Annotated in this window: 11 protein-coding genes and 1 pseudogene; 6 read left to right on the top strand and 6 right to left on the bottom strand. The window is 64.8% G+C overall.

All coding sequences use genetic code 11. The features are described 5' to 3' along the window. Window positions 1-17: 17 nt before the first annotated feature. From AAV94_RS03760 to AAV94_RS03750, 3 genes are read right to left on the bottom strand one after another with little or no spacing between them, the layout of a single operon-like run. A complete protein-coding gene (locus AAV94_RS03760) occupies window positions 18-794 on the bottom strand; it encodes a hypothetical protein (protein ID WP_046741001.1) in 777 nt (258 codons plus the stop codon). 15 nt (window positions 795-809) lie between these two features. Continuing rightward, window positions 810-1,682 carry a biotin--[acetyl-CoA-carboxylase] ligase gene (locus tag AAV94_RS03755; protein WP_046741000.1) on the bottom strand — a complete coding sequence of 291 codons (873 nt, stop codon included), beginning with the start codon at window positions 1,680-1,682 and terminating at the stop codon, window positions 810-812. Then, on the bottom strand, window positions 1,679-2,227 hold the full coding sequence (locus AAV94_RS03750) for an SET domain-containing protein (protein WP_046740999.1): 549 nt from the start codon (window positions 2,225-2,227) through the stop codon (window positions 1,679-1,681). Before AAV94_RS03750 ends, AAV94_RS03755 begins: the two co-directional genes overlap by 4 nt. 221 nt (window positions 2,228-2,448) lie before the next feature. Between AAV94_RS03750 and AAV94_RS03745 the strand changes: the two genes are divergently transcribed. Further along, window positions 2,449-5,400 carry a DNA topoisomerase III gene (locus AAV94_RS03745; RefSeq protein WP_046740998.1) on the top strand — a complete coding sequence of 984 codons (2,952 nt, stop codon included), beginning with the start codon at window positions 2,449-2,451 and terminating at the stop codon, window positions 5,398-5,400. Between the two features lie 116 nt (window positions 5,401-5,516). Here the strand turns inward: AAV94_RS03745 and AAV94_RS03740 are convergent, their stop codons facing one another. Beyond that, entirely contained in the window at window positions 5,517-5,846 is a 330-nt protein-coding gene (locus AAV94_RS03740; RefSeq protein WP_046740997.1) for a hypothetical protein, read from the bottom strand. Between the two features lie 364 nt (window positions 5,847-6,210). Here AAV94_RS03740 and AAV94_RS03735 point away from each other — a divergent pair, with 364 nt between their 5' ends. Continuing rightward, window positions 6,211-6,705 (top strand): FKBP-type peptidyl-prolyl cis-trans isomerase, encoded by a 495-nt coding sequence (locus AAV94_RS03735; protein WP_046740996.1) that lies wholly within the window; start codon window positions 6,211-6,213, stop codon window positions 6,703-6,705. Between the two features lie 45 nt (window positions 6,706-6,750). On the opposite strand, the gene lnt is transcribed toward AAV94_RS03735, so the two are convergent. Beyond that, on the bottom strand, window positions 6,751-8,436 hold the full coding sequence (gene lnt / locus AAV94_RS03730) for an apolipoprotein N-acyltransferase (protein ID WP_084824721.1): 1,686 nt from the start codon (window positions 8,434-8,436) through the stop codon (window positions 6,751-6,753). 200 nt (window positions 8,437-8,636) lie between these two features. Here lnt and xdhC point away from each other — a divergent pair, with 200 nt between their 5' ends. From xdhC to AAV94_RS15275, 4 genes are all read left to right on the top strand, one after another. Then, on the top strand, window positions 8,637-9,680 hold the full coding sequence (gene xdhC, locus AAV94_RS03725) for a xanthine dehydrogenase accessory protein XdhC (RefSeq protein WP_046741037.1): 1,044 nt from the start codon (window positions 8,637-8,639) through the stop codon (window positions 9,678-9,680). Between the two features lie 228 nt (window positions 9,681-9,908). Then, window positions 9,909-10,199: a co-chaperone GroES gene (gene groES / locus AAV94_RS03720; RefSeq protein ID WP_046740995.1), complete on the top strand. Its 291-nt coding sequence runs from the start codon at window positions 9,909-9,911 to the stop codon at window positions 10,197-10,199. 132 nt (window positions 10,200-10,331) lie between these two features. Further along, window positions 10,332-11,972 carry a chaperonin GroEL gene (gene groL, locus AAV94_RS03715; RefSeq protein WP_046740994.1) on the top strand — a complete coding sequence of 547 codons (1,641 nt, stop codon included), beginning with the start codon at window positions 10,332-10,334 and terminating at the stop codon, window positions 11,970-11,972. Window positions 11,973-12,228: 256 nt separating this feature from the next. Beyond that, on the top strand, window positions 12,229-12,570 hold the full coding sequence (locus AAV94_RS15275; protein ID WP_197407998.1) for a LacI family DNA-binding transcriptional regulator: 342 nt from the start codon (window positions 12,229-12,231) through the stop codon (window positions 12,568-12,570). Here AAV94_RS15275 and AAV94_RS14570 read toward each other — a convergent pair. Then, window positions 12,530-12,968, bottom strand: a pseudogene (locus AAV94_RS14570) (IS5 family transposase); the annotation flags it as partial. The gene AAV94_RS15275 and the pseudogene AAV94_RS14570 sit on opposite strands and share 41 nt — an antisense overlap.

Here is a 12,968-nt window from a genome sequence, read left to right as displayed (position 1 = left end):
CTGTTGGAAGACCTTCCTCAGCAAGGCCGTAGCGCCTGATCGCCCAGCAGCGGCAGCAGGCGGTTGCCCAGCTGGGCCTGCACCGCCGCGTAATCGGGAAACTCGATGGTTGTCAGCACCGCTGGTGCGCGCTCAATCACGATCGCCGTGCCATTGATGCCGTGCTGTGCCAGTGCGCGCTGCTGCTGCTCGGCGCCAGCTTCGGTGGAAAAGCGCCCCAGCGAGAAGCCCGGCCCGGCCGGGTGGTTGCGCAAGCGCTCATGGGCGATATCGGCCGCCTGCAGCTCGGCCAGCCGTGCGTTGATCAACAGTTCGTCGTCGACACCGCCCCAGAACACCATCCATCGCCCGCTCTGGCTCGTCTGCGTGCTGCGCCATAGCGCGGGTGCGAGGTCGGCCAGGGCGGCGCGCAGCGGCTCCAGTTGCGCGTCGGTAAATGGCCCTGCCACCCGGCACACAGGCTGCGCGGGGGCGTTGGCATCGCCTTGCGCCTGCGCCGCATCGGCGGGCGGTGTTGCCGGTGCTGCCACTGCCGCCACTTCGCTCGCTGGCGCGGGCGCCTCCTGCGCCTGTTGCGGCTCGACGGTGGCGAGCGGTGGCGTGGCCTGCAATGCGGCAAACGTTTCGGCATCCAGCAGCACAATGGCTTGCGGTTCAATGGGCGCGAGTGCGGCGTCGCTGCGGCTTGCCGCGGCAGTGGGAGGCTGCGGCGTGGTCGCAGGCAGATAGCCCTGCGTCCAGGCAAAGAGCAGCAGGTTGGCAGCGGCAAGCAGAACAATGAAGGCGCGCAGCATGACGACAAACACCTCTCAAGGTACAGGCGCGGCGATAGGGCGGACGCTGACTTCTCCGCTGGAGATGGCCGTGGTGCCGCCACTGCCATCTGCCAGCAGCAAGGCGCCTTTGGCATCTACGCCCAGACAGCGGCCACTGCGTCCATCGCTGAGCGTAACGGCACGGCCGCGCAGCAGGTCCCATGCAGCATAGGCGTCGGCGAAACCGCCAAACCCCTGTTGCACAAAGCGCGGCAGCTGCATCAGCAGTGCGGGGGCAATGGCCTGCAGCAGCGCAGCGCGCAATGCCTGCATGTCCTGCTGCATCGCGGCGGGCAATGCCAGCCACTGCGTGAGGCCGATCGGTGCCACGCCATTGCCGTCGGCGGGCTGCGCTGTCAGGTTCAGACCGATGCCGATTACGGCGTAGCGGCCAGGCGCTGGCGCGCCGATGGTGTGCAGGGCAGCGGTTTCGATCAGTATGCCGGCCATCTTGCGGCCGCGGCCTTGCGCGTCCATCAGCCAGATGTCGTTGGGCCACTTCAGACCCAGGCGAGCGTTCGACTGCTGGGGCGCGAGGGCCTGGGCCTGCGCCCATTGCCGCAGCGCCGAGGCGACCGTGACGCCGACTGCCAGCGACAGTCCGGACCAATCTGCCGGCGCCAGTGGCAGGCCAATGCTGAAGGTCAGGGCGCCGGCGGGGCTGGAATGCCATTGCTTGCCCATGCGCCCACGCCCGGCTGTCTGCGCATCCGCGATCAGCAATGTGGGCGCTGTCTCGCCCGATGCTGCACGGCGCATGAGCGCGCTGTTGGTGGAATCGATGCTGGCGACCCACTCGGTGTGCAGCTGTGGGTAGGCGTTGGCGACGCTGCGAGCAATGGCAGCCAGTTCGGCAGCAGTGGTCATGGGCGCGGGGCTTGCCGGGCGGTGCTGGTGCCGGGTTTGGCGGGCGTGCGCTTGCGGCGCGTCTTGAGCAGGGTGCCGCGGCAGCTGGGCGCACCGCACAGGCACCGGTAGTCGCGCTTGAGCGCCGGGGTCAGGCGCTCGTCGATTTCCAGCGCGTAGTCGTAGAACAGCTCCTGCCCGGCCTGGATGGGAGTGAGGGCGACGATGAAGATGCGGCCATCATCGTCCTCCTGCGCCTCGCAGTTGGGCTCGCAGGAGTGGTTGATCCAGCGTGCCGAGTTGCCGTGGCTGCCGCCGTCGATCACGTCGCCACGCTCGGTCTGAAAGAAGAAGGTATGAAAGGGATCGCCCGCCTTGGCCTCGTGACGGCGTTCGGCCTCGGCCCAGCTGATGCGCTCACCGCGGTATTCGATGACCAGGTCGCCAGGCGCGAAGTCCTGCAGCGCAAAGACACCACGGCCATGCACGCCCGAGCGCCTGACCTGCGTCCTGCGCCCGGCGCGGGGCTTGTCGGCACTGGCCGCACGCGTGGGGGATTTCGGCATGGCTGCAAACTTCTGTTAATTTATAAAAAGGAAGCGACAGTGCGTGTGCGTTCCGGCCATGGTGGCCCGGTGTCGAAGTACGCGTTGCGCTGGTGCGATTGTAGGGCTGGACAACGGCGCTGCGGCTGCGCTGCGCGCTGTGGCTCATCGATCCAATACCAGGGGGCCGCGTATGCATTGCGCTGTGCGGAGCTCCCAGATTTCCCCGGAAACCCTAAAGAATGTCCAAATCCCTGGTCATTGCTGAAAAACCATCGGTGGCGCAGGACATCGTCCGCGCACTCACGCCGGTGGCAGGTGCATTCAGCAAGCATGATGAATATTTCGAGAACGAGCGCTACATCGTCACCAGCGCCGTCGGTCACCTGGTCGAGATCCAGGCGCCCGAGGAGTTCGATGTCAAGCGCGGCAAGTGGAGCTTTGCCAATCTGCCGGTCATTCCGCCGCATTTCGACCTCAAGCCGGTGGAGAAGACCAAGTCGCGTCTGAACGCGGTGACCAAGCTCGCGCGCCGCCCCGATGTGACCGAGCTCATCAACGCCTGCGATGCGGGGCGTGAGGGGGAGCTGATCTTCCGCCTGATCGAGCAGTACGCCGGCCCTGTCAAGGGCGGCAAGCGCCAGCCGCTGGGCAAGCCGGTCAAGCGCCTTTGGCTGCAGTCGATGACGCCGCAAGCCATCCGTGAAGGCTTCGAGAACCTGCGCAGCGACGCGCAGATGCGTGGCCTGGCCGATGCCGCGCGCAGCCGCTCTGAAGCCGACTGGCTGGTTGGCATCAATGGCACGCGGGCGATGACGGCCTTCAACTCCCGCGACGGTGGCTTTTTTCTCACCACCGTCGGGCGCGTGCAGACGCCCACACTGTCGCTGGTGGTCGAGCGCGAGGAGCAGATCCGCAAGTTCGTCAGCCGCGATTACTGGGAAATCCATGCCGACTTTGCCGTGCAGGCCGGCCAGTATTCCGGGCGCTGGTTCGATCCCGCCTTCAAGAAGGGCGAGGACGAGCACGCCCGTGCCGAACGCATCTGGGAGGAGCAGCACGCGCGCGCCATCGCCCAGGCCGTGCTGCACCAAAGCGGCACGGTGCAGGAGCAGGCCAAGCCGACCACGCAGGCTAGCCCGCTGCTGTTTGATCTCACCAGCCTGCAGCGCGAGGCCAACGGCAAGTTCGGTTTTTCGGCCAAGACCACGCTGGCGCTGGCGCAGGCGCTGTACGAGCGGCACAAGGCGCTGACCTATCCGCGGACCGACTCGCGCTACCTGCCGCAGGACTACCTGAACGTTGCGCAGGACACCTTCCGCGCGCTTTCGCACAGCCGCCTGGGGCATCTGGCACCGCATGCGGCCCACGCCCTGGAGCGCGGCTACATCAAGCCGAGCAAGCGCATCTTCGATGACAGCAAGGTCAGCGATCACTTTGCGATCATCCCCACGACGCAGCCGCCGTCGGGCCTGTCCGATGCCGAGCAGAAGATTTATGACCTCGTCACGCGCCGCTTCATGGCGGTGTTCTATCCGAGCGCGGAATACCTGGTGACCACCCGCATCACCACGATCCCCACGCCGTCGCTGCCCACGCCGGTGCAGCACTTCAAGAGCGAGGGCAAGGTCCTCGTCAAGCCCGGCTGGCTCGCCATCTACGGCAAGGACGCCGACAGCGAGATCGCGACCGACAAGGACGGCAAGGCAGGCGACAAGGGCAAGTCGCTGGTGCCGGTGCAGCCTGGCGAGACGGTGCAGACCGATGCAGCCGAAGTCAAGGCACTCAAGACCCGCCCTCCGGCGCGCTACAGCGAAGCGACGCTGCTGGGCGCCATGGAAAGCGCCGGCAAGCAGGTCGAGGATGAGGAGCTGCGCGCTGCCATGCAGGAAAAGGGTCTGGGCACGCCAGCGACGCGCGCGGCCATCATCGAGGGGCTGCTGAATGAGAAGTACATGCTGCGCGAGGGGCGCGAGCTCATTCCCACCCCCAAGGCATTTCAGCTCATGACGCTGCTGCGCGGGCTACAGGTGCAGGAACTCTCCCGCCCCGAGTTGACCGGCGACTGGGAGTACAAGCTCAACCTGATCGAAAAAGGCAAGCTCAGCCGCGAAGCCTTCATGGCCGACATCGCCGCGATGACCGAGCGCATTGTGCGCAAGGCCAAGGAGTATGACCGCGACACCATTCCCGGCGACTATGCGACGCTGGCGACACCGTGCCCCTGCTGTGGCGGTGTTGTCAAGGAGAACTATCGCCGCTATGCCTGCGCGGGCCAGGACGGCGCCAGCGAAGGCTGCGGCTTTTCCTTCACGAAATCGCCGGGCGGACGCACTTTCTCCGTCGAGGAGGCCGAACAGCTGGTGCGCCAGCGGCGCATCGGCCCGCTGGAGGGCTTTCGCTCCAAGGCTGGCTGGCCATTTACTGCTGAGCTGACGCTCGTGCCTGCCGAGGACGGCAAGCTGCTCAAGCTGGAGTTCGACTTTGGCGATGACAAGCGCCAGGAGGGCGATGGCGAGCTGGCCGATTTCAGCGGTCAGCAGCCGCTGGGCAAGTCTCCCGCGGATGAGGGCATGGTCTATGAGTGGGGCAACAGCTACGTGAGCGAGCTGGCGGTGCCCACCGCGCAAAATCCCAAGCCCACCAGCACCTTCAAGGTCGCCAAGGTTATCTTGCAGCAGCCCATCGAGCCCGAGCAGATGCGCAAGCTGCTGGCCGAGGGCCAGACCGACGTGCTCGACAAGTTCATCTCCAACCGCACGCGCCGCCCGTTCAAGGCCCGCCTGGTGTGGGATGCGCAAGCTGGCAAGGTCAATTTTGCGTTCGAGCCCCGCGAAGGAGGCAAACCCGCGCGCGGCCGCTTTGGCGCTGCAGCGGCAGGCAAGACCGCAACCAAAACCCCCGCAAAGGCCGCCAGCAAGACCACGGTCAAGGCTGCGGCCGCGAAAAAGACGGCCCGCAAGCCGGCTGCGGGCAAGAAGCCCAGCGCAGCACTGGCAGCGGTCATCGGCGAGGCACCCGTGGCCCGCACCGAGGCCATGAAGAAGCTGTGGGACTACATCAAGGCGAACAATCTGCAAGATCCGAGTAACAAGCGCACCATCGTTGCCGATGACAAGCTGCGCGCGGTGCTGGGGGCGGACCGTGTGGGCATGTTCGAGCTGGCTGGCAAGCTGGGGGCGCACCTGCAATAGGGGCGCGCGCAGGCCTGTTTCGTGAAAAAAAAAGCCCGCCAGGCGTGCGCTTGGCGGGCTTTTTGTTGCTCGAGCCTGCTAGGGCCAGGACCCGGGGCGGCAGGCCCGAAAAGGCGTCAGCCGACGGACAGGGTGCCGTCCTTGACGGCGCGCACGGCCTTCTGATGCACCTGCTCGCGGGTGAGCGAGGCGCCCGTCTGCGCGGGCTGCGCAGCGAACACGGGTGCATCGCGCAGGCGCCCATTGGCAATGGCCTCCACCGCTGCCTGATGGACGGCCGCGCGGTCTGCCGGCGTGCCGACAGTCGGGCGGGCGTCGAAGTCCGAGGCCCGCGGTTGTTCGCCCGCATAGGGCATGGCAGTTTGTGCCTGCACACCTGCCGCGCCGGCGGTTGCGATGGCGATGGCAGCGAGGGTTCTGGCAATGGATTTGCTGAATGTAGTCATGATGGCTTTCCCCTGAAATTGTGCACATGCAAAGGATTGATGGCCTGCAGCGCTGTGCGAACCTTGCAGACCAAGCCAGGCGGTGCCTGATGCATGCAGTGACTGTAATGTTCCTTTATTCAAAGATAAATATCATTAAAATCACATTACAGTTTCGATAAAAGAAATAATTAGGTGGAGCTTTCTGCACCTTGCCCGCACTGCTGGCGCAGGCTGCCACCTCGCTACACTACGGGCTCTTCTGTCGCCACATGCGGCGCTTGCAGGTCTGTGACCATTGGCGGCGTCCGCAGGGGTGACCGCGTTGGCCAGCCGGCCCCAGGGTGGATGGCGACGTTTCTTCCTTTCTCTTGTGTGAGCCAGCATGTCCGCAACGCCATCTCCCGTTGAAGCCGATACCGTCGTGACGATCCGCTACCGCATCGATGACGCCCTAGGGCGTCCCCTGCAATCGAAGGCCGAGGAAGTGGCCTATCTGCATGGTGGCTACGACAACCTCCTGCCCAAGATCGAGGCGGCGCTGCAGGGGCAGCTGCCAGGATTTGCAACGACAGTGGATCTCCCCGCACAGGACGGTTTCGGCGAGCGTGACGAGCGGCTGGTGCGCGTGGTGGCGCGCAGTGAGCTGCCGGCAGGTACCAAGATTGGCGCACAGGTGCAGCTGCCTGGCGACGATGGCATGACGCCGCAGCGCTATCGCGTCGTCAAGATCAAGGGCCAGCAGGCGCATCTGGATGGCAACCACCCGCTGGCTGGCCAGCATGTGCGCTTTGTGGTGCGCGTGCTGTCGGTGCGGCCTGCCACGCAGGAAGAGATCCGCCATCGGCATGCTCATGGGGAGCATGGCCACAGCCATTGAGGGTGCGGTGGCGCCGCGCACCGTCGCAGCGCCATGTCGGTGACATCACCGGCTGTGGTACATCCTTGGCAGCCGCGTGCCGACAACGGCGCAGGATGCGACGGTCAGCAGTGCCAGCGCCCACAGCGGCAGCAGTCCCAGCCGCGAGGCCCAGTGCGCATAGGGCGTGATGCTGGAAGCGCTGCCGTCGTGGCCGTTGCCGACCACGGCGCCGCTGAGCACGGCCACGCTGGCGCGTGGTGCCTTGGCCACGACCCTGCCACGGTGGTCAATGATGGCTGTGGCGCCGGTATTGGTGGCGCGCACCATCGGGCGCTCCAGCTCCAGCGTGCGCATGCGGCTGATGTGCAGGTGCTGGTCGATCACCGCGCCGTCGCCAAACCAGCCGATGTTGCTGAAGTTCACCAGCACCGTCGGCGCCTGCTGTGGATCAGAAAAACGCCGCGCCAGCTCTTCGCCGAATAAGTCCTCATAGCAGATGTTGGGCGCAAAGCGCTCGCCTTGCCACGCAAATGAGGGCTGCACCACCGCGCCGCGCCGGAAGCTGTCGAGCGGAATGTCCATCATGTCGTTGAACCACTGAAACAGCGGTGGCACGAACTCGCCAAACGGCACGAGGTGCGACTTGCTGTAGACATAGTCGACCGGCGAGGAGTCGGTCGCGCCGGCGCCTGCCGGTCGCACGCCCAGTACCGAGTTGGTGTAGCCGCGTTCTGTGTCGCCCAGCGGCAATCCGGTCAGCAGGGCCTGATCGCCGCTGCGGTAGGGCGCAGTGACTATCTCCAGATAACGCGGGGGCAGATCCTGTGGCAGCACGGGAATGGCCGTTTCGGGCGCGATCACCAGCGCTTCCTTGCGCTGGGTGAACTGCTCGCCGTACCAGCGCAGCGAATCCAGCACGCCGGTGCCGGGGTCAAATTTCTCTGCGATCGGGATGTTGCCCTGCAGCAATGCCAGGGTTACCGGCTTGCGCGCGGCCAGCTGCGCGTCCACCTCGCCAAACTGCGCGCGCTGCCAATGCCCGCCAGCTAGTATGGCCACCAGCAGCACCGCCAGCCAGGCGTAGGCGGAAACCATGCGCGGCGCGGTGACCGGCAGGCGTGCCGCACTGATGAATCGGCCGAAAATGTAGCCCAGCACCGCCACGACGCACAGCGCCAGCAGGGCTGCCAGTGCGGCGGCGATGGCGCCGACGCCATACACGCCAGCCCAGCGGGCCAGCCATGCCAGCGGGCTGTCGACATGGGCGTAGCCGATGGCGCCCCAGGGAAAGCCGGTCAGCCATTGGCCGCGCGCCAGCTCCGCCAGCGTCCAGCAGGCCGCAAACAGCAGGGCGCTGGCCATGAATCCCAGCCCGCGTGTCCACCAGTACAGCGAGGCGGCGACGCCGTAATACAGCGCAAGCGCTGCCGCCAAAGCCACGACGCCTGCGACAGCCAGCGGTGCGGGCAGACCGCCATAGACATGCATCGAGATGAACAGCCACCAACACACGCCGCTGAGCCACCATGTGGCAAACCACCAGCCGCGCCAGGCCGCTTGCCGCAGCGATCGCGCGCCGTCGAGAAACAGGAAAAAGCCTGCCAGTGCGAGTATCTGCACGCCACCGTGTGCGCGGCCCTGCCCGTCGGCCAGCGCCCACGCCTGCAACAGGCCCAGCAGCGGCAGGCATAGGGTCGCTGCCCAGCGCTCCAGGCGGATCAAGCGAAATTCATGGGCCAGGGTGGACATGATGGACGGCGTGCAGATGCAAAGCTGCGATGGTAACGGCTGACTGCGGCGCTGCCGCAACGCCATGGCGCACAATGCGCGCGGCGCTGCAGCGCATGGCACGGCTTCTGCTTGCGTGCTGGCCCGTTGGCTTTACTTTGCTGGACCATGCTGTTTTTGTTTGTCATCCAAATCGCAACAAGTTGGCCGCAGGAGGCTGCATGCCCGAATGGCTGATGCCCTTGCACGCCGCACTGCTGCGTGGCGAGGCCGCTGTGCTGGTCACCGTGGTGGCCACGCGTGGATCGGTGCCGCGCAACGCTGGGGCACGCATGCTGGTCACCGCCCGGGCGGTGTTTGACACCATTGGTGGCGGGCATCTTGAACTGCAGGCCATTGCGCAGGCGCGAGACTGCCTGGCCGAATACGGCGCTGGGCATAGCGCGCAGTGGCGCGTGCAACGCTATGCGCTGGGTGCCAGCCTGGGCCAATGCTGTGGTGGCGCCGTGGAGCTGCTGTTCGAGTGTGTGGATTCGGCGGATCTGCCATGGGTGCAACACAGCATTCGCTTGGGACAGGGCGCGGCGGGACAGACACTGGTGCGCCTGGGGCGCTATACGCAGGCAGGCCGGGAACTGCTGTGCGGCACCACGCTGGAGCAGCGTCGGGTCGCTTCATGCTCCGCAGAGCAGCGGCATCCAGCACATGAAGCGCCGGAAGCCCTGCAGCTTGCCTGGGGCTCGGAGGATAAAGCCGGCACCGACTACTGGCTGGAGGAGCATTTCGTGCCCCAGGTGCAGGCCGTGGCGCTGTTCGGGGCCGGGCACGTGGGTCGCGCCATTGTGCGGGCGGCGCAGGGGCTGCCCCTGCAAGTGCACTGGTTCGATGAGCGTGCCGATCAGTTTCCATCGCAATGGCCCGGCAATGTGGTGCCGCACCCCAGCGATGACGTCGTGGCCGAGGTGAAGGCGCTGCCAGCCGGGGCGGCCTATCTCATCCTGACCCACAACCACGCGCTGGACTTTGCGCTGACCCGGGCAGTGCTGGACCGCGGCGACTTTGCGTTTCTCGGCCTGATCGGGTCGGCCACCAAACGCAGGAGTTTCGAGCAGCGCTTGCGCACCCGCGGCTATACGCAGGCACAGTTGCAGCGGCTGGTCTGCCCGCTGGGGATCTCCGGCGTCACAGCCAAGCAGCCGGCGGTCATCGCCATCGCCATCCTGGCGCAACTGCTGCAATTGCCTGGGCTTTCCGCGAGCGCCTGATGGCGCAATGTGCGTGCATGACCATGCGCAGGGATTTTTTTGTGCCATGGTCTTGAAACTGCCGAAATCCCTCGTATCATTAGCACTCGTTGCGGGTGAGTGCTAACAGAGACGGTTTGCCGAGGCGCCAAGGCTCTCGAAGCACTTGCCAGCCAATGCGCCCGGGCCGCGCTTGCCGCTCGGGCGGTTCATTGTTCAACCCATTTTCACTATTCTCAGGAGAGAAACATGGCATTGCGTCCTCTGCACGATCGTGTGATCGTCAAGCGTCTGGAAAACGAAACCAAGACTGCCGCCGGCATTGTGATCCCCGATAACGCTGCAGAAAAACCTGACCAGGGCGAAGTGCTGGCAGTCGGTCCCGGCAAGCGTAAGGACAATGGTGAGCAAATCAAGCCGGACGTGAAGGTCGGCGACCGCGTGCTGTTTGGCAAGTACGCAGGCCAGACCGTCAAGGTCGATGGCGAAGAAGTGCTGGTGCTCAAGGAAGACGACATCCTGGCCATCGTCGAGAAGTAAACCGGCCGGAGCATTTTCGCTGGTTTTCCCGTATTTCGAGTTGCTATCCGGATTCGGTCTGCCCGCGCCTGTCAGGCGCAATGGCCCGACCGGGCATCTCCCCTGTAATTTTCAAGTTTCGGAGCTATCACAATGGCAGCAAAAGACGTAGTTTTCGGCATCGATGCACGCACGCGCATCGTGGAAGGTGTCAACATCCTGGCTAACGCCGTCAAGGTCACGCTTGGCCCGAAAGGCCGCAACGTGGTACTGGAGCGTTCCTTCGGCGCCCCCACGGTGACCAAGGACGGTGTGTCCGTGGCCAAGGAAATCGAACTCAAGGACAAGCTGCAGAACATCGGCGCGCAGCTGGTCAAGGAAGTGGCTTCCAAGACCAACGACATCGCCGGTGACGGTACCACCACGGCCACCGTGCTGGCACAGTCCATCGTCCGCGAGGGCCTGAAGTACGTGGCAGCTGGCCACAGCCCGATCGAAGTCAAGCGCGGCATCGACAAGGCCGTTGCCGCACTGGTCGAAGAGCTGAAGGCACAATCCAAGCAGATCACCACTTCCAAGGAAATCGCCCAGGTCGGCTCCATCTCCGCCAACAGCGATGAGGACGTGGGCAAGATCATCGCCGAAGCCATGGACAAGGTCGGCAAGGAAGGCGTGATCACCGTCGAGGAAGGCAAGTCGCTGCAAAACGAGCTGGATGTCGTCGAAGGCATGCAGTTCGACCGCGGCTACCTCTCGCCGTACTTCATCAACAACCCGGACAAGCAGGTTGCCGTCCTGGAAAACCCGTTCGTGCTGCTCTACGACAAGAAGATCAGCAACATCCGCGACCTGTTGCCGACGCTGGAAGCCGTTGCCAAGGCCAGCCGTCCGCTGCTGATCATCGCAGAAGATGTCGAAGGCGAAGCCCTGGCAACGCTGGTGGTCAACACCATCCGCGGCATCCTCAAGGTCGTGGCCGTCAAGGCACCTGGCTTCGGTGACCGTCGCAAGGCCATCCTGGAAGACATCGCCATCCTGACCGGCGGCAAGGTGATCGCCGAGGAAGTTGGCCTGTCGCTCGAGAAGGTGACGCTGGCCGACCTGGGGCAAGCCAAGCGCATCGAAGTGGGCAAGGAATACACCACCATCATCGATGGCGAAGGCAAGGCCGAGGACATCGAGGCACGCGTCAAGCAAGTGCGCATCCAGATCGAGGAAGCCACTTCCGACTACGACCGTGAGAAGCTGCAAGAGCGCGTGGCCAAGCTGGCCGGCGGTGTGGCAGTGATCAAGGTTGGCGCTGCCACCGAAGTCGAGATGAAGGAGAAGAAGGCCCGCGTGGAAGACGCACTGCATGCAACCCGCGCAGCCGTCGAGGAAGGCATCGTGGCCGGTGGTGGCGTGGCGCTGCTGCGTGCCAAGGCCAACGTCGCTGGCAAGGTCAAGGGTGACAACCCCGAGCAGGAAGCTGGCATCAAGCTCATCCTCAAGGCGGTCGAGGCACCGCTGCGCGAGATCGTCTCCAACGCCGGTGGCGAGCCCTCGGTGGTCGTCAACAAGGTGCTGGAAGGCACGGGCAACTACGGCTTCAACGCCGCCAACGACACCTATGGCGATATGATCGAAATGGGTATTCTCGATCCGACCAAGGTGACCCGCACAGCCCTGCAGAATGCCGCCTCCGTTGCTTCGCTGCTGCTGACCACCGAAGCCGTGGTGGCAGAGGCGCCGAAGGACGAAGCACCCGCTGCAGCGCCTTCCATGCCTGACATGGGCGGCATGGGCGGCTTCTAAGCAGCACCTGCGATCGCACCATGAACCCGTCCCATCGGACGGGTTCGGCGAAACAGAGAACCCCGGACCTTTTGGGCCGGGGTTCTCTTTTGTGCGTCCGCAGCACAGCATGGATGGGTGCGCCCTTGCGGGGCGGATGCCGCCAGTGGCAGCGCGCTACATGACAGGGTCGTGAACAGATTCCAGGAAATGGGTAAGGTGCATCCACGGGCATCTGGAGTAACGTGGCAGGTCGCTACACTTGTGCATTCGTGTAATGCGATGCTGGCTATCGCCCCGAGATGATGAGCACTATGAGAACGAGTTGGCCGATTTTTCGAGGGAGTCTGCAGTGAAGAAATCCCAGCCAGCTCGTGCGCCGACGCTGGAAGATGTCGCCCGCAGTGCAGGGCTGTCTCCGATGACGGTCAGCAGGGCGCTGAACGCACCGCATCTGGTCCGTCCCAAGACGGTGGAGAAAGTGATGCAGGCGGTGCGGACCACCGGCTACATTCCCAATGCGCGGCGCTGTTGCGCAATTGCCCCACTGAGCGCAGCTACCCCTTTCCCCAGTCTGCTCAGGACACACGTATCGTGTGTGGCGTGCCCAAGCGCGTGAACTGGTTCAGGATCGCCGCGCGCACCTGAAGCTGCGTCACCTGGCGGTCGAAATCTCGGGCCATGACCCGCTCGCCCAGCAACTTGAAGCAACCCATCTTGGTTTCCACCAGGCGCTGCGCCGGTGGTAACCACTCCATTTCTTCCAGATCGTCCGGCCCAGGTGCCGGGTTGATCGCAAGGTTTCGTTGCGAGCCTCGACGCCCGCGCTGCTGCCTTTCCAGGTCTGCGCATTCTTGCGGGTCGGGATCACGGCGGCGGCTCCGCGTGCCGCAATCGCGGCATGACAGGCCTTGGTGTCATAGGCACCATCGCCGCTCACCGTCGCCACGGCTTCAGTCGCCGGGAGCTGCGTCAGCAGCTCAGGCAGCATCGGCGCGTCGCCGATGCGGTTGTCCG

The organism is Lampropedia cohaerens, from assembly GCF_001005215.1.
Taxonomy (GTDB): Bacteria; Pseudomonadota; Gammaproteobacteria; order Burkholderiales; family Burkholderiaceae_C; genus Lampropedia; species Lampropedia cohaerens.
Note: the sequence above shows the minus strand (reverse complement) of the source record. Positions and strands in the feature narration are given on the sequence as shown.

Bases quoted from the DNA above. Each gene is read 5' to 3' on its own strand.
- AAV94_RS03760 (WP_046741001.1), bottom strand. From the start codon at position 794: ATGCTGCGCGCCTTCATTGTTCTGCTTGCCGCTGCCAACCTGCTGCTC.
- AAV94_RS03755 (WP_046741000.1), bottom strand. From the start codon at position 1,682: ATGACCACTGCTGCCGAACTGGCTGCCATTGCTCGCAGCGTCGCCAAC.
- AAV94_RS03750 (WP_046740999.1), bottom strand. From the start codon at position 2,227: ATGCCGAAATCCCCCACGCGTGCGGCCAGTGCCGACAAGCCCCGCGCC.
- AAV94_RS03745 (WP_046740998.1), top strand. From the start codon at position 2,449: ATGTCCAAATCCCTGGTCATTGCTGAAAAACCATCGGTGGCGCAGGAC.
- AAV94_RS03740 (WP_046740997.1), bottom strand. From the start codon at position 5,846: ATGACTACATTCAGCAAATCCATTGCCAGAACCCTCGCTGCCATCGCC.
- AAV94_RS03735 (WP_046740996.1), top strand. From the start codon at position 6,211: ATGTCCGCAACGCCATCTCCCGTTGAAGCCGATACCGTCGTGACGATC.
- lnt (WP_084824721.1), bottom strand. From the start codon at position 8,436: ATGTCCACCCTGGCCCATGAATTTCGCTTGATCCGCCTGGAGCGCTGG.
- xdhC (WP_046741037.1), top strand. From the start codon at position 8,637: ATGCCCGAATGGCTGATGCCCTTGCACGCCGCACTGCTGCGTGGCGAG.
- groES (WP_046740995.1), top strand. From the start codon at position 9,909: ATGGCATTGCGTCCTCTGCACGATCGTGTGATCGTCAAGCGTCTGGAA.
- groL (WP_046740994.1), top strand. From the start codon at position 10,332: ATGGCAGCAAAAGACGTAGTTTTCGGCATCGATGCACGCACGCGCATC.
- AAV94_RS15275 (WP_197407998.1), top strand. From the start codon at position 12,229: ATGCGATGCTGGCTATCGCCCCGAGATGATGAGCACTATGAGAACGAG.